Genomic DNA, 25077 nt, shown 5'->3' with positions numbered 1-25077 from the left:
GGGCTTAACGGATAAACAGTTGTCCCACACTCTGTTCAGAGTAAATCCGCCGAATCGCTTGGCCAATCAAATTACCAACGGAAATAATTTCCAGTTTATCAAATTGTTTCGATTCAGGCATTTGAATAGAATCGGTAACGATTACTTTTTTAAGGGGTGAGTTTTTCATTTGCGTAACGGCATTCTTACTAAATACCGGGTGAGTTGCCACCGCATAAATATCGTTTGCACCGGCGTTCTTCAGCGTTTGAGCTGAAATTGAGATCCGAACAGCGGTATCGATGATATCATCCACCAAAATTGCGTTTTTACCTGCCACTGAACCAATCACAGCATCAGCAGAAGTCGTTGACTTATTGGGATCACGATTATCAATAATCGCTAACGGTGCCTGCAACAGATCTGCCATCCGGCGGGCCTTTGAAACGCCAGCATGATCGGGTGAAACGACGACCAAATTATCAGTCAGCCCATGATCCACAAAGTAACCTGCTAATAGCGGTGTTGCTTCCAAGTGGTCCATTGGAATATCAAAGAATCCTTGCAGCTGTGCCGCATGCAAGTCCAAGGTCACTGCACGATCAACACCATCATCTTCTAATAAGGAGGCAATCAGTTTAGCCGTAATCGGTTCGCGAGACCGTGCCTTACGATCAGCACGCGAATAGCCATAATAAGGGATGACCACCGTAATGGAGTGCGCGCTGGCACGACGGACTGCATCCACCATGATCATCAATTCCATCAGCATGGTATTAACCGGATCTGAAACTGATTGAATCAAAAAGATGTCAGCACCACGAATACTTTCGTCTACTGTAATTGCAATTTCACCGTCACTAAAATGCTTAATTGTTGCTTTTCCCAGCTCAACACCCGCTGCTGCAGCAATCTTTTCTGCTAATGGCCGGTTTGAATTTAAAGCAAACATCTTCAAAGGATGTTTAGATTCACTCTGATTTGGCATGTTTTTCCTCCACGATTCGTATTATCAACTAAACTACTAAACAAATAGTACACTATCACTATTTGTTAGTAAACGATTTTGGCGTGACTTTTCCCATTCCGATCATCGGATCGATCTGTCCGCTGCTAACCAATGACAGGGTCAAAATGCCGCCGTTCAATAATGCCGGCTTTTTTTCAACCGCAGAAGCTTCGGTTTGAACCGGTGAGTCGTTTTCTTTGCCTAACTGATTATCAGCATGAGTTGAAATCTTTTTCTTTGCTGTCTTTCGCTCTGCAACTGATTCCTGAACTTCACTAATCGTGGCAGTCAACCGATCCACTAACGCAGTATTCCGGTTCACCGACTGACGCTTCACACTTTGCTCAAAAGCCGCCTGTTCACCGAGTAAAATCAACGTTGATTTGGCTCTGGTAATTGCCGTATATAACAGATTCCGTTGCAGCATTCGTGAATACTGCATTACCATTGGCAAAATCACCATCTTAAACTGGCTCCCCTGAGCCTTATGAATCGTCGTACAGTATGCCAGCGTTAATTTATCCCATTCGTTACGGGGATAAGTCACTTCAGTTTGATCAAAAGCCACGGTGAGCTTGTCAACTTTATCTGAATTGCCCTTCGCTTTAGCGAAAGTAATCCCGACAATTGAACCGATATCACCATTAAAGACGTTATTCTCCGGACTATTGACCAAATGTAACACCTTGTCGCCGATTCGAAACTTCTCGCCACGAAATTCAACTTCCTTTTTGCGGGTGTCGCTAAGTGGATTCATAATCTCCTGAATCAGCGTGTTTAGTCGGGTCACCCCAGCTGGCCCGCGATACATGGGAGCCAGTACTTGGAAATCATCCGCAGTGAAACCACGCTTTTTGGCCTTACCGACAATTTGCTCGATCACTGATGGCATCTGATAAGCGTTACAGCGAATAAATGATTTATCCGACTTGTTTTGAGTAAAATCGGCTGGCAACCGTCCCATTTTGACTTCGTGCGCTAACGGAATAATTGACGAATCATCGTCTTGGCGATAAATCGTACTCAGTTCCATTGCTTTAACACGGTGACTGCTTAACAGGTCAAAGAAAACTTGACCCGGTCCTACTGATGGCAGTTGATCTTTATCACCCACCAATACAATTTGCATGGAATCAGGAACTGCCCGTAGCAAGGTTCTAAATAAGTAAATGTCGACCATGGACATTTCATCCACGATCAATAAAGAACCTTCCAGATCCTTAGCGGTGACATCATCGTTATTTTCACGACCGGTCAAGCCCAGCAACCGGTGGATGGTGCTGGCAGGCAGTCCTGTCGTTTCACTCATCCGTTTTGCCGCTCGACCCGTTGGTGCTGCCAATAAAATTGGGAATGGCTTGTCTTTATATTGATTGATGTCTAACGATAAGTCGTGTAATTTCGCATATAGATTAACAATCCCGTTAATAATCGTGGTTTTTCCCGTTCCGGGACCACCCGTTAACAGAAAGACGTGAGATTGGATTGCCGATAAAATGGCAGATTCCTGAGATTCGTCATAGGTGATGCCTAGGTTGCGTTCAACCAGGCGCATCTGTTTTTCAATGATTTCATCGTCAAACGTCTTGAGATCAGAGGCCTGCAGGATTCGGTTCAAATGCTCAGCTGCTTGCCATTCGGCATCATAAAGCCCCTTCAAAAAGATCCGGTCGCCTTCACCAACAACTTTTTGGGCTTTACCTAATTCAAGCAGCTGATCCGCAATCAGCTGTGGATCAACTGATTCATTACGGCTCTCCTGTAATAATCGAATGGTGCCGTTAAGTAGCGGTTCAGCGCTAGTGAAGGTATTACCGTCTGACATTGCAAGTTCACCCAAAGTCTGTAGCAGACCGGCTTGAATTCGCTGTGGTGACTGTGTCCCGATGCCCAACTGCTCAGCAATTTGATCTGCCCGTTTAAAACTGACGCCGTTAATGTCTTCGACCAGCTGGTAAGGATTCTCTTGAATCACTTGAAGCGTCTTGTCCTTGTAGCGTTCAAAAATAGCACTGGCTAACCGGCTACCAAAACCGTAACCATTGAGTCCGATAATGATTTGTTCAACACCATTATTACTGGTTAAATTATCAATCAGTGTCTGTTTGACTTCGGTTTTTAAGTTAAGTGGATCCAAAACTGATGGATCCTGATTGATTTGATCGATTGCCGTTAACCCCAGCAAGGCAACAATCTTTTCGGCCGTTTTTTTACCCAATCCCGGAAAATCATCACCTGAAAGGTATTGGATAATACCTTCCTTGGTGGTTGGCGCCTCGTTTTGATAATTATCGGCTTGAAATTGCTGACCATACTTCGGATGATCAACTAACTTACCAAAAAAGCGGTACGGCATTTCTTCAGCAACATCGGCGAAATTACCAGTTACCACGATTTCATCGCCATGCCAGTTAAGGTTGGTCACTGAAACTTTCACCAGCAATACCTTGTAAAAGCTGTCGGGGCTCTCGAAAAAAGTCGCCACCACCGTACCAACGATGTAGGACTGCTGTGGCTGTTGATCCGCATCAAACAAGTTCATATTTTCATTGGCCATTCAGTCCATCCCACTTTCCGCTTAGTGCTTTGATTAACGTTCCTTTTTCTTAGTCAGAAAAGCCTGAATATCAGCTAACCGTGACTGACCATTTTCGTAGTACTTTGGGTCCAGCTGCTTGGCCTTTTTAAAGTATGCCGTGGCATCTTGACCCATAACAACTGCAGTAATCCCACGGTCAAATTGCGCGCGACCATTCTTAGGGTCACTAGCTAACGATTGATCATAGTATTTGGCTGCTTCTTCAAAACTGCCCACCGCTAGCAAATTATCCGCAATCAACTGGTTAATCTGGGGATCTTGACGGCGATTCTCCGCTGCTGTCAGCGCAAAAGCCAGCGCTGTTTTATGATCATTGTTCCCCATATAACTTTGCGAAAGCATCATGTAGGCATCACTTTTTAACTTAGTATCCTTTACCTGATTGAACTGTTCAATGGCTTTTTGGAATTCACCAGCTTCGTAATAAACGTTCCCTAAGCCATACATCAAAGTGTCTTTGGCGGCCCGGCTTTTGCCAGCAAAGAGTCCTAAAGCCTTCATCATTAACTCCTCTGCTTGTGTATAGCTTTTCAGGTTAACCAACAAAGCACCTAAATCATAATAAGTATGGTAATTATCGGGGTCATCATCGATTTCTTGGACCAATCGGTGCAGTAATTGTTCTGATTCCTTTTGTTTTGCATCACGATCTGCTTTTTGTGCAGCCTGCTGCTTATCCGTTTCCGTCATGTTGTCGCCTCTCTAAATGGTATCTGTTGCATCCAGTTTACGTTTCAAATAATCGGTTTTATTCCATGCTACTAGGTCAAAATGAGCACCTAAATCATGGGTTTCTAAAATGGTCGTTGAGGTATTGCTTAAGCCGCCACGATCACGTAAATGTGCCAGTGGCGTGCCCAGTAACGCATTGATTTCAGCGTTTAATGCCGCCCCATGGCTCACGATCAGAACGTTATCCTGGTCGTGAGGATAATCTTTCACGATTGTTTTGATGGCCGGTGTCATGCGATCAATCAGCTGCTGGAAGCTCTCGCCACCAATTTCAACCGGCCGATAATCAGCTGGCGCGTTACGAAAAGCATCAAACTCCTCTGGAAAACGGGTCTGGGCTTCTTTAAACAACATGCCCTCCATTTTTCCCAGATGGAACTCTTCCAACCGGCTCAAAAGACTGAGCTGCGGTTTTCCCGGCAGATACTGACGAACCGTGTTCGCCGTATCCCGAGCACGTTTAATGGGGCTGGCATAGATATGGGCAAATTTGAATTGGTTTAAATACGCACCAGCTTGTTTGATTTCAGCATAACTTTCGGGTAAAAGTGGTGAATCACCACCAGCACCCTGGTAGCGTGATTCAAGGTTCCATTCCGTTTTACCGTGTCGTAAAAAAAATAGTCTCAAAGCTTTTCCCTCTTCACTCATCGTCATTTCAAAAAATTAATCATTACTATTATGACAGGTTAAGTCAAAAAAAACCAACCAAAGTTCCGTGAAGAACCCAAGTTGGTTTTGATGACATCTTAAACGTATTGAAGTTGACGATCTTTGCTGTAGGCAGCATCAATAATGGCACTTCCTAAGCACTCCTGACCGTCGTAGAAAACGACAGCTTGACCCGGCGTGATTGCACGGACAGGATCGTCAAACTCGACCGTTACCTTTTGACCATCGTCAGAGAGATGAACGGTCACACCTGTATCAACCTGACGGTAGCGGAACTTCGCGGTTGCCCGGAAGTCCTGACCGCGATCAATATTATTGACCCAGTGAATATCTGAAGCATCCAAATGAGTCGCATAAAGATGTGGATTGTGGTAACCCTTGCCGACATAAAGAACGTTCTTCTTTAAGTCTTTGCCAATCACAAACCAAGGCTCGTTATCCTCACCGTCACCACCGATGCCAAGACCGCGACGCTGGCCAATCGTATAGTACATTAAACCAGCGTGCTCGCCCTTAACTTCGCCATCCACCGTCATCATTTTACCCGGTGTTGCTGGTAAGTAATGACCCAGGAAGGATTTGAAGTTCTTCTCGCCAATAAAGCAGATCCCAACGGAATCCTTTTTATGGGCAGTTGCCAGGCCAGCTTCTTCAGCAATTTGACGAACTTCTGGCTTGGTAATATCACCAATTGGGAACATCACCCGGTCCAGCTGTTCAGTCGAAAGCTGACTGAGGAAGTAAGTCTGGTCCTTATTCGTATCTACCGAACGCATCAAATGCATATGGCCGTCTTCGTCACGGTTTAACTGAGCATAGTGGCCAGTTGCAATATAATCAGCGCCGAGATCCAAAGCGTAGTCTAAAAACGCCTTAAACTTGATTTCCTTATTACAGATCACATCAGGGTTAGGGGTTCGGCCCTTCTTGTACTCATCTAAGAAATAAGTAAAGACCCGGTCCCAGTACTCCTTTTCGAAGTTCACTGAATAGTAAGGAATTCCAATTTTAGCAGCGACTTTAGCCACGTCTTTGTAGTCTTCAGTAGCTGTGCAGACGCCGTTTTCGTCAGTGTCGTCCCAGTTTTTCATGAACACACCAACAACGTCATAGCCCTGCTGCTTCAGGCGTAGTGCGACAACTGACGAGTCAACCCCGCCACTCATGCCGACAACCACACGCGTTTGGCTGTTGTCTTGCATAAAATCACCATCACTTCATAACAGATTCTGGAGAATCCACGAGTTGAAGGTCGCAAAAATCCAGTATAAATGATAATACACGCCAATCACAGCTATTGCAAGCGATTAGTGCTCTACTGGAACGATGATTTCCCGTTCTGCCAGGTTTTCCATAATGTAATGGAACTGTTCTAGAAAGGCGTCTTTACGTTCCATCTTAAAAATGTTGACCTCGCGCATCCCGTTGGCAGCCACCGCCGCCATCTTAAACCCGGTTAAATCAGCATTAACCGTGACTTTTAACTCAACAGTTGCACTGTATGGTGAAGTCGGATCTAAGGAACGAACTAACGTAAAACTCCCAGTCTTCCCTTCACTAAAGCCAACGTCTCTTAACGAGAACTTCTTAATGCCGTCACTAATCGTGTAAGCCTGGTCATCACCCTGTAACTTGCTTGTTTTATCAAATGCCATCTTACTTCACCTCACTGCGTGCCTCTACCCGAGACACAATTTTAGAAATATTGGTTACCAGTGCTGAAATATCCTTTTCAGTCGTATAACGGCCGAAACTGATTCGAATGGATTCTGAAATGCGTGGGCTGTCTGCCCCAAACATTGCTGTCAAAACGTGCGATGGTTCAATCGACCCTGCCGTGCAGGCGGAGCCCCCAGAAACAGCGATTCCCGCTAAATCCAGATTAGTTTGCATCACATAAGTCGAGATACCTTTAATCCAAATATTCAGTACGTGCTGCAGGTTGTTACGGTCCAGCGACCCGTTAACTTCAAAGTCCACACCAGCAGCCGTTAAGCCGTTAACGATCTCCTGCTTAAACTGATAATACTTAGCTTGGCGATGAGCCTTTTCTTCGGTCGTAATGGTTTTAACCGCCGCCGCCATTCCGGCAATTCCGGGAACATTTTCAGTCCCAGCGCGCCGTTTTTCTTCTTGATCACCGCCCTTAATAAAACTGGGGAAGTTAATGCCAGTCTTGCGGTACAAAAAGCCGACCATCTTGGGACCGTTGATCTTGTGCGCAGAGGTGGACAGCATGTCAATATGATCACGCTTAACATCGATATCCAACAAACCATATGCCTGAACTGCGTCCGTATGGAACCAAGCTTGATGGTCTTTGAGCAGCTCGCCAATTTCATGGATTGGCATGTGGGTGCCCACTTCATTATTACCCGTCATTATCGTGACTAAAATGGTATCGTCACGTAATGCGTGTTTGAAATCATCTAAACTAATCTGCCCGGTCTCGTCAACTGGCAAATAAGTAACTTCAAAGCCCTGTTCCTCTAAAAAGTGCAGCGGCTTCAAAACGGCTTCGTGTTCAACCGCCGTCGTAATGATGTGCTTTCCTAATGACTGCCGTGCATAAGCCGTCTGCATAATGGCGGTGTTATCGCTCTCAGTACCACCACTGGTGAAGATAATCTCATCTTCATCCGCGTTGAGGCTCTGCGCAATAATCTGACGGCTGTTTTCAAGCACAGTATGCGCCTGACGGCCTAAGCCATATAGCGTTGACGCATTGCCGTATACATTTTGCAGTTTATCCGTCATCTCAGTGAGAACTTCCGCTGAAATTGGGGTGGTTGCTGCATTATCTAAGTAAATTTCTTTCACTTTAAAAACTCCTTTAACCGTTAAGCTGCAAACAATGCCAATAACATTTGCGCAGAACGTTTACCCGCTTCGATAATGAAATCATCAAAGCTGACACCGGCATTCTCGTCACCAACATCAGACATGGCCCGAACAACAACGTAGGGGGTCTTGAATTGGTGAGCGACCTGCCCCACTGCTGCGCCTTCCATTTCACTGGATAAAGCATCCGGGAAATGACTGAGAATGTTTTCCACGGCTTCACGGCTGGCAATAAATTGATCACCGGAAACGATTAACCCGGTTTTCACATTCAAGCCAGTTGATTCAGCTGCTTTTTCAAGCCGGGCAACCCACGTTTTATCCGCGTCAAAACGGGCGGGCTGCTGTGGCAACTGGCCATAGACATAATCAAACGCACGGGCATCAACATCATGATAGGCCGTTTGCGTCGACAGCACCACGTCACCGACGTGCAGACCTTTACCGATTCCGCCAGCAGAACCCGAGTTAATCACGACATCAACGTGGAACTGTGTGATCAATAATGCTGTCGTCAAACCGGCCTGCACTTTACCAATTCCTGAACGAACCAAGACCACATCCTGGTCACTGATGGTTCCTTCATAAAACGACACGCCCGAAATATCAACGACGTTTTCGTCCGTCAGTGCTTTCTTTAACGTTTCAATTTCTTCATCCATGGCACATAAGATACCATATTTCATTGTATAGTCCTCACTTTATCAACTTTAAAATTCAACAAAAAATAGGATTAAAAAGACCGCAATAATCCCCAGTATTAACCAGACGATGGCCCAATCCAGCCGATGTTTCAACCGGTTTGTTTTATCCGTGGCTACCGCTACTTGCTGCTTAGGATCGTATTCAGGGTCACTGTGTTCCTTAGCATAACGCTTTTCAGCTTTTAGCCGTTCGCGGTCACGGCGGTCAAATTCTTCTTGTTTCCGTCGCTGTGCTTCCCGATAAGCACGCCGGCTCAGTGGCTGTTCATCATTGTTTGGCTGCTGATCATCATTTCGATATGCGATACGCGTCACCTACTTTTTTAATGCCATCAGTTCAAAACGCCAAACGGCCATCACCGTTTTAGCATCTTCAATCTCGCCATTGGCAACCATGGTTTTTAATTCATCTAATGAATAGGCACGAATATTTAAATTCTCACCTGCATCACGGGGTAATTCTGACTGGACCGGTTGGAGATCAGTCGCTAAATAAAGCGTCATATACTCATCAGAAAAACCAACTGAAGAATAAAACCCGCTTAACCGTTCCAAATGATTAGGGTGTAACCGAATTTCTTCGTTTAACTCACGGATAGCGGCGTGTTTAGGATCATCACCGTCACGTCGGTCTAACTTGCCTGCCGGAATCTCCAGTGTCGTTCGGCCGATTGGCGAGCGCCATTGCCGGACCAAAATCAGCTTATTATCCGCTGTGACAGCCATTACCGCAACTGCACCCGAATGGTGGACGATTTCGCGATAAGCTGTCTTCCCATCAGGTAATTCAACCGTTTGACGTTCAACGTTTATGATGGCCCCATCATAAATCGACTCTTGGGCCACAACCTTTTCTTCCAAATCCATGTAATCATCCTTTACGACTCAGTATTTACGCTATTCTTCTGCATCCGACGCTGCTGTGTTTGATACGGGACGAACCCGTGCAGCCTGAGACCCTTTTTGCCCCTCAACAATAACAAATTCAACTTCTTGCCCTGGCGTCAATTTCTTAAAACCACTCATTTCAATTCCTGTAAAGTGAACAAAAATGGATTCTCCCGTTTCACTTTTAATGAAACCAAACCCGCTTTGTTCATTGTAACGTTCAACTGTTCCTTTAATCATACTGCCACTCCATTCAAGTTAAGATTGCTATCTAATACGTCCAAATCCAGAGCATGGCGGTTTAAAACGACCGCTCTACCCGTTTGAGAATTACTTAATTCCACTTAATCTCAATGGCACAGTGACACTCAAAAAATCTTCATTGAAATAACTCGCTTTTTATTCTAAACTACCAAGCCTGTTTAAATCAAGGCAACGGTGCTTGTAAAGCGAAACAATTAAGAAAAATTGACGTTTCTTAAATCGCTAGCTATGGACAAAAAAACGGGAATGAGTCAAAATCATCTGACTCATTCCCGTCCCTATTGAAATTAACGTTTATTTTTCTTCGAAAGCAACGCCCACAGTTTCTGGGAATTCTTCGCGGACAATCTTAGCACAACGGTCACAGAATTCAGGATAATCCTTATCTTCTCCGACTGTTTCACGTGTCATCCGGCAACGTTCACAGACTTTACCATCAGCTTCAGCAACAACAACGGCAACGCCATCGTTGAAGTTTTCAGCATCGGCAGGTGCATCTGCCAATGGCGCAACGGTTAAACCTGAAACCAGCAGCACCTGACGAACATCCGTATCTAAGTCGTTCAATAACTGCGTTTGCTTATCATCTAAGTACAAGCTCAACTTAGCTTCGGAAGCCTTACCGATCAGCTTTTGATCACGGGCTTCTTCTAACGACTTCAAGACATCCGAACGAACTTCCATGAAGGCATCCCAGTTGGCAACCAACTGATCTTCATTGTTGAAGTGTTGAACTGTCGGCATTTCAGCTAATTGCGCGAAATCTTCAGGTTCCTTCAGGAATGGCCAAATTTCTTCTGCTGTATGTGGCAAAATTGGTGTCAATAACTTGGTCAAACCAGCTGCAATATCGTAAAGAACGGTTTGCATTGAACGACGTGAATGGCTGTTCTTGGCGTCAATGTACAAGATATCCTTAGCAAAGTCCAAGTAGAAAGCAGACAAGTCAGAAATCACAAAGTTCATTAATTCCTTGTAAATATCCAAGAAATCGTATTGATCATAGTGACCCTTAACACTTTCAACAAATTGGTTGAACTGTGCCAGCATATACTTATCAGCGGAAGCTAAGTCTTCAACGGGTACAGCATCCGTCTTTGGATCAAAATCGCTGGTATTAGCTAACATGTAACGCATGGTGTTTCGGATCTTCTTGTAAGAATCGGAAATCTTAGTGAAGGCATCCATTGAAACCCGAACGTCAGCACTGCTATCAACAGAAGCAACCCAGAGGCGGACAATCTCTGCCCCCATCTTCTTGATCACTTCAGCGGGAGCAATGGTGTTCCCCAATGACTTACTCATCTTGTGACCTTGACCATCAAGGGTAAACCCTTGTGATAACACAGCCTTATAAGGGGCGTGTCCAGAAACGGCAACACTGGTGATCAGACTTGAATTGAACCAGCCACGGTATTGATCTGAACCTTCAAGGTAAAGGTCAGCTGGGTATTCCAATTCTGGTCGTTCAACCAGTACACCTTGGTGAGAAGAACCAGAGTCAAACCAAACATCCATGATGTCAGTTTCCTTGGTGAACTTACCGTTTGGTGAATGAGGTGACGTAAAGCCTTCTGGCAGAAGATCCTTCGCATCACGGGCAAACCAGACGTCTGAACCGTACTTCTCAAATAATTGAGCCACGTGTTCAATCGTTTCCGGTGTAATAATGGCTTCACCATCTTCACCGTAGAAAATTGGCAGTGGTACGCCCCAAACACGTTGCCGTGAAATGACCCAGTCGCCACGATCACGAATCATGTTGTGCAGACGCTTCTTACCCCAATCTGGGAAGAACTGAACGTCATCAATGGCACCCAAGATTTCATCACGCATCTTATCGACTGAAGCAAACCATTGCGGCGTTGCTCGGAAGATAACCGGCTTCTTGGTCCGCCAGTCAAATGGATAACTATGTTCGTATGGCATGTAGTCTAACAGCAGATTAGCCGCTTTTAATTTATCCAGTGCAATCTTGTTAGCATCGTCATAAAAGACACCTTCAAAATCAGGACCGGCTTCGCTGGTCATGTAACCCTTGTCATCAACTGGTACTAAAATTGGCAAATCATATTCTTTACCGACGTAAAAGTCATCTTCACCAAAGCCAGGAGCGGTATGGACAAGTCCAGTACCAGCATCTAGTGTCACAAAGTTACCCAGCATCGTTACCAGTTTACGATCAGGATAGAAAGGATGTTGTGCCAAAACCCGGTCGAGGTCTTTACCCTTGACTGTTTTGAGTGTTTTAACCTCTTCCCAGCCAAATTTTTCGGCACAGTCATCAACTAATTCGGTCGCCAAAACAAATTTACGGTCTTCACCTTTTGGTTGAACGACGGAATAGTCAAAGTTGGCATCAATCGTAATTCCTTCTGAAGCTGGAATCGTCCATGGTGTCGTCGTCCAAACAACCATGTATGTATTGTCGTTCTCCAAGACACCCTTACCATCGATAACTTGTTCAGCAAAGAATGCAGATGGTGAAGTGACATCGTGATATTCAACTTCAGCTTCAGCCATTGCTGATTCTGATGACCATGACCAAAAGACTGGTTTCTTACCCTTGAAAATCAAACCGCGTTTGGCAAAGGCACCAAAGACGCGAACTTCTTGGGCTTCAAATTCTGGCTTTAAGGTCAGGTATGGATTGTCCCAATCACCGGTGACACCTAACCGTTTGAATTCTTCTCGTTGACGGTCAACTTGTTCCAAAGCATACTTCCGGCACAACTGACGGAAGTCAACCGTTGACATCTTTTTACGGTCATAGCCTTGTTGCGTTAACTTTTGTTCGATTGGTAGCCCGTGAGTGTCCCAACCAGGAACGTATGGTGCCCGGAAGCCGTTCATTGACTTGTAACGGACAATAAAGTCTTTAGAAATCTTGTTCAACGCATGACCCATGTGAATATCACCGTTAGCATATGGTGGGCCATCATGTAAGATAAACGCTGGTTTACCCTCGTTTAATTTTTGTCTCAATTGATACACTTTGTTATCAGCCCAAGCTTGTTGACGGTCAACTTCTTTGACTGGTAAATTACCGCGCATTTTGAATTTAGTCTTGCCTAAATTCAGTGTGTCTTTTACCCGCAATTAGGGTCCCTCCTCGAATTATTGAATGGTACAAAAAAAGACCTCACCCAAGGGACGAAGTCTTCGCGGTACCACCCAATTTTAGAATCAATAACTCTCTTATCTTAGCCGTTAACGGAGCCGACCCGTTCTGACTTACCTTTCAGTCAGACAGCTAGAAGATGATCGGCACATCAGTAGGGGCTACCGGATTTCCACCATGACACCGGCTCTCTGAAGCTTATTGCTGCGCTTTCTGTTCTCCATATCGCTTTAAAGTTTGCTGCAGGCGATTACTTATTAGATTCATCATCTGGGAATATAACCACCGTTTCAGTCTCAGGATCCTTGTTGGGATCAACTGGCTGATCAGCATCATAAATCTCATCAGAAGAATCGCTTTGGTCATCTGCCTGTGATGACGAGTTTACGCCATCTTCATTCTCATTGTCAAGCTTGTTCTGCTTAATGGCATTTTGAATCTCATCATAGGTCGATGAGCCATCATCCTTAAGTAAGCTATCCCAGCTATCACTCTTGATTTCTGCCAACTGGCTCTCAAGCATCACTTGCAAACGTTGACGGAAAACACGGGTACTCTTCTTCAGATCATCCGTTTCAACAGCGAGGTTTTGTGCCCGTTTCGAAGCTTCAGAAATTAACTGATTAGCTTTTTCAGTGGCTTCACTAACCGTGTCAGTGGCCTGCTTTTGGGCTTCTTGGTTAATAATTTCAGCTTCTTTTTGCGAGTTAGATTTCACTTTATCTGCAGCTTCTTGTGCCACAATGATTGACTGATTCAAAGAGTCTTTCAAATCATTAAAGTACTTCAATTTTTCTTCTGCAGAAGCGAGCTGATCCGTTAACTTTTTATTTTGATCCAGAGTAATTTGATAATCCTTAATAATCTGCTCTAGAAAATCATTAACTTCATCAACGTTATATCCCCGTAACTTAGTTGAAAACTCTTTATTATGAATGTCTAATGGGCTAAGTACCATAGCTTGTTCCTCCCCGATTGCAATTATTTATGCAGCACTGCCAGTGTGACTTTCAGTTTATCCTTCTTGGTCACGCCGTTAACACTCGTTAATCTAACACGTCCAAAACCACGAACCGAAATAATATCTTGATGCTCAAGCTGGTAGTCTGGTCGAGCAAAATCATTCCAATTCAGTTGAATCCGACCAGCTTCTATTAACTCCTTAGCGTGATGCCTCGATAAATGAAAGCCCGTTGCAACAACGTTATCAAGTCGGGTTGAAGAAAGTGTCGTGCTCTCCTCTTCCCAAGCATCAAGTGGGGTCAAATGATCGGCTAGATCTAGCTGATTTAACCGAATCTTGATCTTACCCATGCGGTCCACCTGAGAAGTCACATAACGGCTCATATCCGCAGTGATAAAGAACTGCCAACGATCACCATCAGTGATAATATCACCGAGCACATCACGATCGATCCCAGCTCCCAATACGGATCCTAAAATCTGACCGTGCTGAAGCTGGGTGAATTTTCTCGGATAATCAATGTCAAACAAGTTAATTTCGAAATCAAGGTCAGCTGGATCAACATAGCTTGGATAAACAATTGCTCGCTTCATTTCCGCTGCTTCATAACCACCCTGAAAACGAAGCTTCAATTCTGAATCACCATTAACTAACGTCGATAAAATGTACTGCTGCCTTGGGTTTAAAAAATGGGTTAAAATTGGCCGATATTCATCACTGGCCTGTTGAATCCAACCCGTTGCACTTTCAATGAAAGGTGCTTCTTCTGCTCGAAAATGCTGCGCGATGCGATCAGCCAAAGTCAACTCCTCCTACTACATTCCCATAAGTCTAAAAATAATTTGTTCGAGATAGGCCAAGCCACCGCGAACAATGCTCAACACAACGATGGCGACTAACGGCGCAAAACCAATCATACCGATTGTTGCAAAATTAAACCAGCGTTGAAATGGCTCAACAATTGCGCCCAAAAACTGTCCCAGTTTAGTCTGGTAAGCCCCGGGAAACCAGCTCAATAATGCGTATACAACGATGGCCATAATATAGAGGCCAATGGCCTGACTTAACAGCCAAAAAACAAACGTCACAAAAGCGACCAAAGACTCACTCCTTACTTCAGTTTCTCGCCTAAAATGGCTGAGAGATCACCGGTAATTTCAAAGTTCTTAGGCGTACATAAGAAGATTGAATCCCCGATTCGTTCGATGTCACCTTCAATAGCGAATACAGTGCCAGTTAAAAAGTCAATAATACGACGTGCATTTTCATCATCGATCCGGCCTAAGTTGACGATCACTGCCTCCTGCTTTAACAATTGACCAGCAATGTCTTGAACATCCGCATAAAGACGCGGTACTGCCAGCGAAATCTTGCTGGCTTTAGTGGCAGCTGGCCGTGGGGCATTGAGTGAAACAACTTTATTATCACCGTTTCGTTGATGAAAATTGTGTGCCAGTGATTGATCAGCAAACTGTTGCTGAGTGCCCTGGGATACGTCAGCATCAGCTTCGTAGTTATCATCCATACCGAAAAAGCGACTCATACTAAACTTTCCCATAAAAAACGCTCCTTCCGCTATTTATCAGGGTTAATCACCGTCAATCTAGTCATCATTCTTGCGACGATGCTTAAAGAATGGTGGTGTGTCAAGGCTCGTGTCATCAGCCGAAGCAGTTGAAGAATCATCGTTATTGAAAACGCTGAAGTCAGGCTTAGAAACACCGTCAAATTCACTGGAATCTGGCCGACGTGATCCTGTTGAAGCCTGTGGTTGACCGCTTTGGTCAGCATTAAAGGTGTCCATCTGACTGGTATCCTCATCATGTCTAGTATTGTTGACTGGCGTCGTACCGTCAGCTAAACGACGAGCTGTGCGAGTAGCTGCAGACCGCTTCTTCTTATCGATTCCAGTTGCAATAACGGTAACCCGTACCTCATCGCCAAGGTTCTCATCAATTGATGTCCCAAAGATAATGTTGACGTCGCTAGTGGCTGATTGAGAAACAATTTCTGATGCTGACTGTGCCTCAAACAATGACAGATCTGGACCACCAGTAATGTTTAATAGCACTTGTTCAGCGCCATCAATAGAAACTTCAAGTAATGGCGATGAAATAGCTTTCTTAGTTGCGTCCTCTGTCCGGTTTTCACCGTTAGCAGAACCCACACCCATCAAAGCGGCACCTTGGTCCTGCATCACAGTCTTCACATCAGCAAAATCCAAGTTGACGTAGCCGGGACTCGTAATCAAATCTGAGATACCTTGAACCCCTTGACGAAGAACGTTATCAGCTTCTTGGAAGGCTTCCATCATTGGTGTCTTCTTATCAACGATTTCAAGTAACCGGTTGTTAGCAATAACGATCAACGTATCCACGTTTTCCTTCATTGCTGCAACACCTTCAGCGGCGAAACGAGAGCGCTTAGGGCCTTCGAAAGTAAATGGCCGGGTAACAACACCAACAGTTAGCGCACCCTGTTCTTTAGCTAATTTTGCAACGACAGGAGCGGCACCGTTACCAGTCCCGCCACCCATACCAGCAGTTACAAACACCATATCAGCACCAGCTAATGCTTCACTGATCTGGTCTTCGCTTTCCTGAGCGGCCTTTGCACCGATCTCAGGATTAGATCCAGCACCTAGTCCACGGGTCAACTTCGGTCCCAATTGGATCTTAGTTTCAGCTTTTGAAGACTCTAAGGCCTGAACATCTGTGTTAGCCACAATAAACTCAACACCCTTGACATCTTCTGTGATCATCCGGTTAACGGCATTACCGCCACCGCCACCAACACCGATAACTTTAATATCGGCTCCTCGGTTTTGTGTTGAATCTAACGAAAATTCCATTTTTAAATCCCTCCAGTAATCGGGTTAATCAAAGAAATCTTTGAAGAATTTCCTGATCCCCTGTGCACGTTGTTTTTTCGGTTTATTTGAGCTACTAGTCCGACTTGGAACCGTACTGCTATGACGACTGTCGCTCACCTCGACTGTTGGTTGAGGTTCTTGCCGCGATTCAACTTGTGAGGCTAACTGATCATTACCAGCTAAAGCTGATTGAACCAGTAAAGCCACTTCACTCATCTGGCCACGATAGTTAACCAGCGACAGTGCTTGCGTGAACGATGGATGCCGCAGCCCCATTTGATCAGGTATTGAAACCCGAACTGGAACATCGAAGACGTCTTGAGCCAAATCAGTTATTCCTGGTAGTGCCGCAACACCGCCAGTTAACACAATGCCACCAGGTAATGATAACGCGTTAGTCGCATCCAATTGGGTCTTTAGCTTCCCCAAAATTTGCATTAACCGGGCTTCAATAATCTCAGCTAAATACTTTTCTGAGATATCACTAGGCCGGCTTTGACCAACAACGTCGACTGGAAACTGATTCTCCTCAGAAGCACGCGACGAATCTGCAAAACCATAGTTACGTTTTAACTTTTCAGCGTTTTCAATTGAAGTATTCAAAACAACCGAAATATCCTTGGTAATGTAGTCGCCGCCTTCAGGATCAACGTCAGCAAACTTGAGCCGGTGATCATGGATGACAGCAGCGGTACTTTGCCCGCCGCCTAAGTCGAGAAGAACAGTCCCAAAATCCTGTTCGCCATCGCTCAAAATACTTAAGCCCTGTGCGATTGGACTAACAACTGCCAGTTGTGCATTCAGCCCAGCCTGTTCAACCGCTTTTTTAGTGTTATGTACGATTGTTTTAGGCCCAGTGAAGAGCATACCATTCATTTCCAAACGAACACCAACCATTGACCTTGGATCTTTAATACCGTCAAAGCCGTCAACGATAAATTCATCCGGGATCAGGTTAATAATTTCGCGTTCCGGCGGCAGGTTTTGAATGATTGCCGCTGAAGCAACGTCCCTAACATCCTGATCAGTAATTTCCCGGGCCTGATCACCAATGGCAATCATCCCCGTTACTGGTTCAATTTTTAACATATTTGCCGAAATACCCACAATTACGTCGTGAATCTGAATGCTGGCTTTTTCTTCAGCAGCCTTAACTGCACGTTGAATCGCTTCACTTGCCTTATCAATATCCACGATTACGCCTCGGCTGAGTCCAGCTGCACGTTCATTACCAACACCCAAAACGTTCAACTGTCCCTCTAAATACTCTGCCACGATGACTTTAATTGAGGTTGTTCCGATATCAAGTCCCACATACATGCCTGAAGTATCCATAGTAGCAGGAACCTCCTCTGATTTCGATTTGATGAATGCTCATGAAAAAGTCTTAATTTACTTTCCAGTTTACCACAAACACCACTTGTTAAAAAAGGCATTATTGCCCTTGTCTTGCGTGATGAAACGTAAAATGTAAAAACGCTTTCACCAACACTGGAATAGTCTGGTTACCTTAACCCTTTTAAAATGAATATGAATATGCGCCGATTTCCAAATTAACAATGCCTTTATGCGACATTTTAGCCGCAATGCTAGGATAGTAAGCCATTTTACTAGCAAACGTCGAAATGGACGCATAAACTTCGTTGCCATCATTCATGTACAAATGAACTCTTTGAGGATCTGCTTTTGTAGGAGAAAACTGGATTTCAGAGATCCCCGTTTGAATCTTGGGTGATAGTTTAGCGTACTGCTGGATCATCTTCGAGAGTTGCTTGGGTGATTTGAATTTATCATATACGGGATAACTACCCGAAGGCTGTTTTTGTCGCTCTTTGGAAATCACACCACTTGTCAATGCAACACGGTAGTAACCATTAGCTGGCACAAAACCGGCCGTCGGGTACTCCTTAATCCGAATTGTAAGGTGATTGAAGTGGGCAACCGAAAACCTGATCTGCTTTACTCTGGACGAATTAGCCTTAGCTCGTCTGCTCAGTTTTTGTTCTTTGCCCACGACCCGGTAGATCGAGTCGCCATGACTGACGCCGCTGATTTTGACCACCTGCTGTTTAGAAAGTGCGTGGTTGCCGACAACATTGATCTGGCCAATATGGCTTAATGGCGAAACGTAATACCCAGAGATGAGCAAAATTACCCCAAAGATGCCAATCAAAATACCCATCCGCTGTGCAAGACGACGGTGCTTCTGCTGCATCAATCGCGGTAATTTAGCACCGATCCGCTGAACATGGTTCGTCTTTTTAGCAGCCCGCTGCCGCTCTTCCGACTGGTATTTTTCCCACGGCGTGATTGCGACGTGGCGCTCTGATTTGGCTCGATTGATTTTAAAATGCATCTTGCACTCACCTCTTTATTACCGCATTACGCCCGACTAACTTCTTGCAAAAGTGCCAGCATCTCAGTAGCTGCTTGGGGTTTACCAAGCTTCTTAGCGGCTGTTGCCATTGCTGCGCGTTTTTGATCATCATTCATTAGCTCATCCATAGCTGAAACCAGCGTTTCACTAGTCAGTTCGGACTCCTTGATCATTAAAGCCGCGTTGGCATTGACTAAACTTAGGGCGTTTTTCGTCTGGTGATCCGCTGTCACGTATGGGCTAGGAATCAGAATCGATGGCACGCCTAAAGCAGTTAATTCCGCTAACGTCGTCGCACCGGAACGGCCAACCACCCCAGCGAGTTTAGGCAAAACTTCTGGCATATTGCTGATGTATGACTGAATTGAAATATTATCAGCAGAAGTCATTTTATTTAACTGGCTCATCACGTGGTCGTAACGCTTAGGTCCGGTCACAAAAACCACCTGATAAGCCTTTTTAGCTAGCTTTGGTAAGGACTCAACCATCACTTGGTTGAGCTTCAATGCGCCTTGGCTACCCCCAACGACCATAATCGTGGGGACATTATCCTTTAAATCATAAGCGGATAAACTAAAATGGCTTTCAACATTAGCGACTTCCTGAGCTCTTGGATTCCCCGTCATCACAACTTTTCCAGCTGGGAACTGTGCTCTGGCATCCTCGAAATTGATGGCAATTTTATCCACGTAACGACTCAGAAATTTATTTGTCATGCCCACAACACTGTTCTGTTCGTGAATCACCGTTGGAACGTGCAGCTTAGCCGCTGCGTATAATACCGCTCCGGAAACATAACCGCCAGTTCCCAGTACAACATCCGGCTTAAATGACCGAATCAGCTTTTTAGACTGATGAACACTTTTTAGAAACAAGTAAACTGTTTTAAAGTTTTCAAATGACAATGAGCGTTTAAAGCCTTGAATCGTCATTGCTCTAAAAGGAATGCCCAAATCGGGGACAATCGTACTTTCAATGCCGCGATGAGAACCCACGTAAAGAACTTCTGCGTTTGGATCCTGCCGCTTTAATTCGTTGATCACAGCTAGTGCAGGATAAATATGACCACCTGTACCGCCACCAGAAACCATCAGTCGCATTAGTTCTCCTCCTTTTTGCCGGCCAATTCTTCAACCGCTTTAATATACCGGTCACCACGAACTTCAAAGTTAGGGTATTGATCCCAACTGGCATTGGCCGGTGACAACAAAATAATATCGCCAGGTTCGCTATCCTGATAGGCAAGTGAAACACCACTCTCAGCGTTTTCAGTAAATTGAATCGTTTTAATACCGGCCTTTTTAGCGGCATCTGCCAAGAGATCCTTAGTTTCACCAAAGAGAACAACGGCCTTAACGTGTTCCTTAAAGAACGGCACTAACCGTTCAAAGGTGTACCCACGGTCTAAGCCTCCGGCTAACAGGACAACGGGCGCTTTGAAACCCTTCAGGGCCATCTCAGTGGCTTCAATATCAGTCGCTTTAGAGTCGTTATAGAACTGACGGCCTTCACTGGTCAGCACGTATTGTGTTCTGTGACGAACGCCACCGAAAGTCGTCAAAACGTGTTTGATGGCTTCGTTTGACCGGCCTTCAATTTTAGCCACTGCAATCGCTGCAAGTGCATTTTCAATGTTATGGTCACCAGGTACTTTAACATCGGCAGCTGCCATGATCGGATCTTCTTTGTAATAGAGGGTACCGTCCAGTTCATAAGCCCCCGCTTTAGTTTTAGCCATTCGTGAAAATGGGACAACTTGAGCTTTGCTCTGTTTGCTAAGGCCCACTAACTCCTCCGAATCAAAGTTAACAACAAAGTAGTCGTCAGCAGTTTGATTCTGGGTAATACGCATCTTAGCCCGAACGTAATTTTCGCGGGTCTTATGGTAATCAAGATGATTAGAGAAGATGTTCGTTAACACCGCAATGTGTGGGTGGAATTCAGTCGTCCCTAACAGCATGAAACTGGAAACTTCCATCACTAAAGTATCTTGATCCGTCAATTTTTGAGCCACTTGAGAAGCCGGTACACCAATGTTACCAGCGTATGCGCTTTGGCCCGCCTGCCGCTCTTGATTCATCATCTTGGTAATCATCGTTGTCGTCGTTGTTTTACCATTACTGCCAGTCACGGCAATCAACTCAGCGTCAGCAATTTCACTGGCCAGTTCGATTTCCGTAATGATTGGTAACTTGGCGTCAGTAGCTGCTTTTATCAAAGGAACATCATAAGGGATTCCTGGGTTTTTAACCATCAGATCAAAACCGGCATCAAGCTGAGATGGCTCTTGTTTACCCGTTAAAACCCTGTAACCACCCTCAGCTTGCAGTTCTTGCGCCTCTGAATTTTTTTCTAATGGCTGCTGATCACTGACCGTGACCTTCGCACCTAATTTTTTTAATAACCGAGCCGCATTTAACCCGCTCTTCGCTAACCCGACAACAATCACTCGTTGACCTTCATACGTCTTGATACGCTTCATACCTTTGTCCGCCACCTATTTAAATTTTATTTCGCTTAATACCCAAAAATTACCACATTACCCAAACACCAGTCACGGCTGTGATGGCACTAATGCACCAAAATGTCAGATCAATCCGCCATTCACTCCAGCCCTTCATTTCAAAATGATGATGAATCGGTGACATTAAAAAGATTCGCTTGCCGGTTGTCTTAAATGAGATCACCTGTAAAATCACGCTAGCCGTCTCAATCACATAGATCAGGCCAATCCATAGCAGCGAAACTTCGTGGTGCACTAAAATTGAAACGGCAGCTAATGCGCCGCCCAATGCTAATGAACCCATGTCACCCATAAAAATTTTAGCGGGTTTATGGTTATAGATTAAGAAAGCCAATAAGCCGCCAACCACAGCTAGACAAAACAGTGCAACATCAACCTGATGCTGATGCAATGCAATGACACCGTAGGCAATAAAAGAGATTGAAGCAACACCCGCTACAAGCCCATCCAAACCATCCGTCAGATTGACAGCGTTAGAAAAGCCAACCAGCCAAAACAAAATGAATAAGAAGTAACCAAACAAACCCAAATTAACGGCTCCAAGACCGGGAATCTTCAATAGCAGCGGCAAGCCTTCGTGCAGATAAACGGCAAAGAAAACGGCACCACCAATCAGCTGGCCCAATAATTTCTGCCAAGCCTTCAGCCCTTCATTTTGCCGACGGAAGAGCTTAATGGAGTCATCCCACATCCCTAACAGGCCATATAAAACCAAGATAAATAGCAACGTTAAGGCTACTGGGCCTAATTGTCCAAACACTAATCCGGCAATCAAAGTGGCCACAATAATGGCCAGAATAAACATCAAACCACCCATTGTTGGCGTCCCTGATTTTTTCTCGTGCCAGGAAGGTCCCTCTTCACGGATCATTTGACCTTCGTGTTTAGCGCGAAAATAGCGAATAAGTGCGGGCATAAATGCCGCAGTAATTGCAAAACTAATTAAAAAAGATAAAACCGAACTCATGACTTTCTCCTCTTATACCCACGAAGTGAGTTACTTTAAATTAACCGTTAACCGATCAGACTGGCCGACCTGCTTACCAACGGTAATACTTTGCTTTGTAACGAATCCATTACCCTTTGTTTTAACGTTTAATCCAAGCATTTGGCCAAGCCGTAAAACATCACTTGATGACCAGCCCGTTACATCAGGCATCCTTTGGGTACCACTCGTAATCAGAATGACACGTTGATGCGTCAAGAGTGCTTGTCCAGCAATAGGTGACTGTTTCAAGACCCGGTTACCGTCACCGATAATGGTGACTTTAAAGCCCTTAGAGGCCAAATCACTTTTAGAACCCGAGGTGGAACGGTTAACGTATGACAGCATTTTATCGGACCCCTGATTCGTACCAGTTGAGGTGTCCTCTTGTAGCGCTCGCTTCATAACGGGTTTAAAAACATCTGCCATCAGTTGGGTAGGTGTCTCAGTTCCTGGTAAAGTTGGCTGTTTCATCGTGATGTACATAATGTATTTAGGATTGTTAGCTGGTGCCATACCAGCAACAGAATAAAGGTAGCTGTCATCACCGCTTAAGTAACCTGACTTACCGTCACTAACTTGAGCAGTACCGGTTTTGGCAGCAATTCGAATTCCTTTGATCTTATAATCAGAACCAATCCCATACTTTTTATAAACAACATCTTGCATGTGGCCGCGGACAGCCTTAGCCGTTGCCGCTGAAATCGGTTGGCCGACTTCTTGCTTGTGATAAGCCTTCACAACTTTGCCAGTATTTGGATCAACAATTTTACGCACAAGGTAAGGCTTTAACATTTTACCATTATTCCCGATTGCAGATAACCCCTGCATCATTTGAATTGCAGTCACTTGAATGGCTTGCCCAAATGACGTGTTAGCTTGTTCAATCGTCCGATTAAACGCAATACTGCCCGCTTGCTCACCTGGCAGGCCGAAATGAGTGGACTGTAAAAACTTAAATCGGTTAATATACTTCTTCCAGGTTTTGGCACCCATCTGCTGTTCCAAATGAGCCATCGCAACGTTACTTGAAAGTGCAAATCCTTTATTGTAAGTAATCGTTCCCCAACCACCAGGGTTCCAATCAGGAACGGTCCGACCACCAACGACATAACGACCAGACTGATAGGTCGCATTACCATTAAAGTTACCACTGTCGATTGAAGCAGCCATGGTAAAAACCTTCATGGTTGATCCAGGTTCATAAGCATCTTGAATGAGGGTATTTCGCCAAACGGAATTAAGCCCTTCCCCAGTTTGAGGATTAAACGTTGGCCGCTGAGTTGCAGCCACGATCGCACCGGTTTTGGCATTCATTAACACCGCGTTCATGGTCTTGGAATGCGTCTTTTCCTGTAGAGCTGTCATCTGAGTTTCTAATAGTGTTTGCAGTCTACCATCAAGGGTCGTGTACACGTTATCCCCATTACGTGGTTTCTTCGCTTTTTGATTTGAGCCGGGAATTTGATAACCATTGTTGTCTTGACTGATTTTTTTAAACCCGTCAGTCCCCTTTAGCAAATCATTGTCCGCACCTTCGATTCCCATAGTACCAACTAACTGGCCCTTAGAAGTTGAGGTCACATTACCAATCAAATGAGAGGCAAACACCCCGTTAGGATAGAGTCGTGCTTGACGTTGCACAAAAGTCAGTCCGTGCAAGTGGGCGCGATCGATTTTTTGCTTAGTCGTTAACGAGATATTCTGTCCGGCTGCACCAAATTCAACTTGAAAGGCTTTTTTGTCACTGGGTGTAAGGTAGGCTAATGCCTTCTTTTCACTAATCGGCAAATACTTTGACAAAACCTGAGCCGTTTTGATTTTATCAGTAACGTACATCGGTTTACCAGCCACAGTCCGCTGATGTTTGTCTAAAACTGCATACAGCGAATACGTACTCGTATCTTCGGCGATTGGCTGATTCGACGCATCGTAAATGGTCCCCCGCTGCGCTTTTAACGTGTGGTTAGCCGTATAGAGTTTCTTCGCCTGGACCCCCAAATTAACATTTTGGACGTTTTTACCAATTGCAATATAAGAAAAACGACCAATGAATAGCAAAAGTGCGAGTGAGAATATGACCAACAGGCTTCGTCCAAAAACCCGCTGATTACGTCGCACTTGTTTGCTACTCACCGTTCGTTTAGGTGATTGTTTCATTTATTCACATTCCTTACTTTACTATCTGAAAGTGTCATACCGTTCTGTTTGGCAACCTTTTCTAATCTCGAACGGTTCATCAGTTCGTTGATGGTCTGCCGATCACTTGTGTTCTTATTCTCATAGCGAGTAATCTGCGAATTAACATCCTGTAAATGTTGCTGAGCAGCTGAAACCCCGTTTTTAGCATTCACGACCATCAAGGCCATCACAACCAGCACCAGGCTTAAACCGACTGCTAAACATTTTTCAAATTTAGAAACTGGGAGTGTGGCAGGCTTACTAACAACCTGTGTCGAATGACTATGTAATGGAACTGTCGGTTGCTTTGGTAACGCTTGCGGTTGAAATTGAGTTGCTAAACTATTTTGAGCCATACTTCATCA

The 25077-nt window shown here is 44.8% G+C and carries 24 protein-coding genes; all 24 read right to left on the bottom strand.

Annotation, left to right across the window (positions count from 1 at the left end; translation table 11 throughout):
- Window positions 1-4: 4 nt before the first annotated feature.
- The 24 genes from IWT5_RS06675 to ftsL all read right to left on the bottom strand — a co-directional run bounded on the left by IWT5_RS06675 (window position 5) and on the right by ftsL (window position 25068).
- Window positions 5-967, bottom strand: coding sequence for a ribose-phosphate diphosphokinase (locus IWT5_RS06675; protein ID WP_089109176.1), 963 nt, complete (start codon window positions 965-967; stop codon window positions 5-7).
- A gap of 58 nt (window positions 968-1025) precedes the next feature.
- Window positions 1026-3545 (bottom strand): SF1B family DNA helicase RecD2, encoded by a 2520-nt coding sequence (gene recD2, locus IWT5_RS06670; RefSeq protein ID WP_089109175.1) that lies wholly within the window; start codon window positions 3543-3545, stop codon window positions 1026-1028.
- Window positions 3546-3578: 33 nt separating this feature from the next.
- The gene (locus IWT5_RS06665) at window positions 3579-4277 is read right to left on the bottom strand and encodes a tetratricopeptide repeat protein (RefSeq protein WP_089109174.1); all 699 of its coding nucleotides are present in this window, start codon (window positions 4275-4277) and stop codon (window positions 3579-3581) included.
- Between the two features lie 12 nt (window positions 4278-4289).
- Complete coding sequence (locus tag IWT5_RS06660) at window positions 4290-4970, bottom strand: histidine phosphatase family protein (RefSeq protein WP_089109364.1); 681 nt, start codon at window positions 4968-4970, stop codon at window positions 4290-4292.
- Window positions 4971-5068: 98 nt separating this feature from the next.
- Window positions 5069-6193: a tRNA 2-thiouridine(34) synthase MnmA gene (gene mnmA / locus IWT5_RS06655; protein ID WP_089109173.1), complete on the bottom strand. Its 1125-nt coding sequence runs from the start codon at window positions 6191-6193 to the stop codon at window positions 5069-5071.
- 105 nt (window positions 6194-6298) lie between these two features.
- On the bottom strand, window positions 6299-6646 hold the full coding sequence (locus IWT5_RS06650; RefSeq protein WP_089109172.1) for a DUF1831 domain-containing protein: 348 nt from the start codon (window positions 6644-6646) through the stop codon (window positions 6299-6301).
- A 1-nt stretch (window position 6647) separates the two neighbouring features.
- Window positions 6648-7811: a cysteine desulfurase family protein gene (locus tag IWT5_RS06645; protein WP_089109171.1), complete on the bottom strand. Its 1164-nt coding sequence runs from the start codon at window positions 7809-7811 to the stop codon at window positions 6648-6650.
- Between the two features lie 20 nt (window positions 7812-7831).
- A complete protein-coding gene (locus IWT5_RS06640; protein ID WP_089109170.1) occupies window positions 7832-8518 on the bottom strand; it encodes a 5'-methylthioadenosine/adenosylhomocysteine nucleosidase in 687 nt (228 codons plus the stop codon).
- 24 nt (window positions 8519-8542) lie between these two features.
- A complete protein-coding gene (locus IWT5_RS06635; protein WP_089109169.1) occupies window positions 8543-8851 on the bottom strand; it encodes a hypothetical protein in 309 nt (102 codons plus the stop codon).
- Complete coding sequence (locus IWT5_RS06630; protein ID WP_089109168.1) at window positions 8852-9403, bottom strand: NUDIX hydrolase; 552 nt, start codon at window positions 9401-9403, stop codon at window positions 8852-8854. It abuts the gene before it with no gap.
- A gap of 30 nt (window positions 9404-9433) precedes the next feature.
- Entirely contained in the window at window positions 9434-9664 is a 231-nt protein-coding gene (locus IWT5_RS06625; protein ID WP_089109167.1) for a cold-shock protein, read from the bottom strand.
- Between the two features lie 318 nt (window positions 9665-9982).
- Window positions 9983-12787, bottom strand: coding sequence for an isoleucine--tRNA ligase (ileS, locus tag IWT5_RS06620; protein WP_089109166.1), 2805 nt, complete (start codon window positions 12785-12787; stop codon window positions 9983-9985).
- A 272-nt stretch (window positions 12788-13059) separates the two neighbouring features.
- Complete coding sequence (locus IWT5_RS06615; RefSeq protein WP_089109165.1) at window positions 13060-13767, bottom strand: DivIVA domain-containing protein; 708 nt, start codon at window positions 13765-13767, stop codon at window positions 13060-13062.
- 23 nt (window positions 13768-13790) lie between these two features.
- The gene (locus IWT5_RS06610) at window positions 13791-14573 is read right to left on the bottom strand and encodes a YlmH family RNA-binding protein (protein WP_089109164.1); all 783 of its coding nucleotides are present in this window, start codon (window positions 14571-14573) and stop codon (window positions 13791-13793) included.
- Between the two features lie 15 nt (window positions 14574-14588).
- Window positions 14589-14873, bottom strand: coding sequence for a YggT family protein (locus tag IWT5_RS06605; RefSeq protein ID WP_263849813.1), 285 nt, complete (start codon window positions 14871-14873; stop codon window positions 14589-14591).
- Window positions 14874-14884: 11 nt separating this feature from the next.
- Window positions 14885-15331, bottom strand: coding sequence for a cell division protein SepF (locus IWT5_RS06600; protein ID WP_089109163.1), 447 nt, complete (start codon window positions 15329-15331; stop codon window positions 14885-14887).
- Between the two features lie 45 nt (window positions 15332-15376).
- Window positions 15377-16624: a cell division protein FtsZ gene (ftsZ, locus tag IWT5_RS06595; protein ID WP_089109162.1), complete on the bottom strand. Its 1248-nt coding sequence runs from the start codon at window positions 16622-16624 to the stop codon at window positions 15377-15379.
- Between the two features lie 24 nt (window positions 16625-16648).
- Window positions 16649-17980, bottom strand: coding sequence for a cell division protein FtsA (gene ftsA, locus IWT5_RS06590; RefSeq protein WP_089109161.1), 1332 nt, complete (start codon window positions 17978-17980; stop codon window positions 16649-16651).
- A gap of 184 nt (window positions 17981-18164) precedes the next feature.
- Complete coding sequence (locus IWT5_RS06585) at window positions 18165-19001, bottom strand: cell division protein FtsQ/DivIB (protein ID WP_089109160.1); 837 nt, start codon at window positions 18999-19001, stop codon at window positions 18165-18167.
- A 26-nt stretch (window positions 19002-19027) separates the two neighbouring features.
- Window positions 19028-20122, bottom strand: a complete 1095-nt coding sequence (gene murG, locus IWT5_RS06580; protein WP_089109159.1) for an undecaprenyldiphospho-muramoylpentapeptide beta-N-acetylglucosaminyltransferase — start codon at window positions 20120-20122, stop codon at window positions 19028-19030.
- The gene (murD, locus tag IWT5_RS06575; RefSeq protein ID WP_089109158.1) at window positions 20122-21504 is read right to left on the bottom strand and encodes a UDP-N-acetylmuramoyl-L-alanine--D-glutamate ligase; all 1383 of its coding nucleotides are present in this window, start codon (window positions 21502-21504) and stop codon (window positions 20122-20124) included. Before murD ends, murG begins: the two co-directional genes overlap by 1 nt.
- A gap of 49 nt (window positions 21505-21553) precedes the next feature.
- Window positions 21554-22513, bottom strand: a complete 960-nt coding sequence (mraY, locus tag IWT5_RS06570) for a phospho-N-acetylmuramoyl-pentapeptide-transferase (protein ID WP_089109157.1) — start codon at window positions 22511-22513, stop codon at window positions 21554-21556.
- A gap of 30 nt (window positions 22514-22543) precedes the next feature.
- On the bottom strand, window positions 22544-24691 hold the full coding sequence (locus tag IWT5_RS06565) for a penicillin-binding transpeptidase domain-containing protein (protein WP_089109156.1): 2148 nt from the start codon (window positions 24689-24691) through the stop codon (window positions 22544-22546).
- On the bottom strand, window positions 24688-25068 hold the full coding sequence (ftsL, locus tag IWT5_RS06560; protein WP_089109155.1) for a cell division protein FtsL: 381 nt from the start codon (window positions 25066-25068) through the stop codon (window positions 24688-24690). Before ftsL ends, IWT5_RS06565 begins: the two co-directional genes overlap by 4 nt.
- Window positions 25069-25077: the final 9 nt, after the last annotated feature.

The sequence above is a fragment of the Secundilactobacillus mixtipabuli genome (assembly GCF_002217925.1).
Lineage (GTDB): Bacteria > Bacillota > Bacilli > Lactobacillales > Lactobacillaceae > Secundilactobacillus > Secundilactobacillus mixtipabuli.
The sequence above is the reverse complement of the archived record's forward strand: the minus strand, read 5'-3'. Positions and strand labels throughout refer to the sequence as shown.

Excerpts from the sequence above, each read along its gene's own strand:
- IWT5_RS06675 (WP_089109176.1), bottom strand. The coding sequence starts at position 967 with ATGCCAAATCAGAGTGAATCTAAACATCCTTTGAAGATGTTTGCTTTA.
- recD2 (WP_089109175.1), bottom strand. The coding sequence starts at position 3,545 with ATGGCCAATGAAAATATGAACTTGTTTGATGCGGATCAACAGCCACAG.
- IWT5_RS06665 (WP_089109174.1), bottom strand. The coding sequence starts at position 4,277 with ATGACGGAAACGGATAAGCAGCAGGCTGCACAAAAAGCAGATCGTGAT.
- IWT5_RS06660 (WP_089109364.1), bottom strand. The coding sequence starts at position 4,970 with ATGAGTGAAGAGGGAAAAGCTTTGAGACTATTTTTTTTACGACACGGT.
- mnmA (WP_089109173.1), bottom strand. The coding sequence starts at position 6,193 with ATGCAAGACAACAGCCAAACGCGTGTGGTTGTCGGCATGAGTGGCGGG.
- IWT5_RS06650 (WP_089109172.1), bottom strand. The coding sequence starts at position 6,646 with ATGGCATTTGATAAAACAAGCAAGTTACAGGGTGATGACCAGGCTTAC.
- IWT5_RS06640 (WP_089109170.1), bottom strand. The coding sequence starts at position 8,518 with ATGAAATATGGTATCTTATGTGCCATGGATGAAGAAATTGAAACGTTA.
- IWT5_RS06630 (WP_089109168.1), bottom strand. The coding sequence starts at position 9,403 with ATGGATTTGGAAGAAAAGGTTGTGGCCCAAGAGTCGATTTATGATGGG.
- IWT5_RS06625 (WP_089109167.1), bottom strand. The coding sequence starts at position 9,664 with ATGATTAAAGGAACAGTTGAACGTTACAATGAACAAAGCGGGTTTGGT.
- IWT5_RS06615 (WP_089109165.1), bottom strand. The coding sequence starts at position 13,767 with ATGGTACTTAGCCCATTAGACATTCATAATAAAGAGTTTTCAACTAAG.
- IWT5_RS06600 (WP_089109163.1), bottom strand. The coding sequence starts at position 15,331 with ATGGGAAAGTTTAGTATGAGTCGCTTTTTCGGTATGGATGATAACTAC.
- ftsZ (WP_089109162.1), bottom strand. The coding sequence starts at position 16,624 with ATGGAATTTTCGTTAGATTCAACACAAAACCGAGGAGCCGATATTAAA.
- ftsA (WP_089109161.1), bottom strand. The coding sequence starts at position 17,980 with ATGGATACTTCAGGCATGTATGTGGGACTTGATATCGGAACAACCTCA.
- IWT5_RS06585 (WP_089109160.1), bottom strand. The coding sequence starts at position 19,001 with ATGCATTTTAAAATCAATCGAGCCAAATCAGAGCGCCACGTCGCAATC.
- murG (WP_089109159.1), bottom strand. The coding sequence starts at position 20,122 with ATGCGACTGATGGTTTCTGGTGGCGGTACAGGTGGTCATATTTATCCT.
- murD (WP_089109158.1), bottom strand. The coding sequence starts at position 21,504 with ATGAAGCGTATCAAGACGTATGAAGGTCAACGAGTGATTGTTGTCGGG.
- mraY (WP_089109157.1), bottom strand. The coding sequence starts at position 22,513 with ATGAGTTCGGTTTTATCTTTTTTAATTAGTTTTGCAATTACTGCGGCA.
- IWT5_RS06565 (WP_089109156.1), bottom strand. The coding sequence starts at position 24,691 with ATGAAACAATCACCTAAACGAACGGTGAGTAGCAAACAAGTGCGACGT.
- ftsL (WP_089109155.1), bottom strand. The coding sequence starts at position 25,068 with ATGGCTCAAAATAGTTTAGCAACTCAATTTCAACCGCAAGCGTTACCA.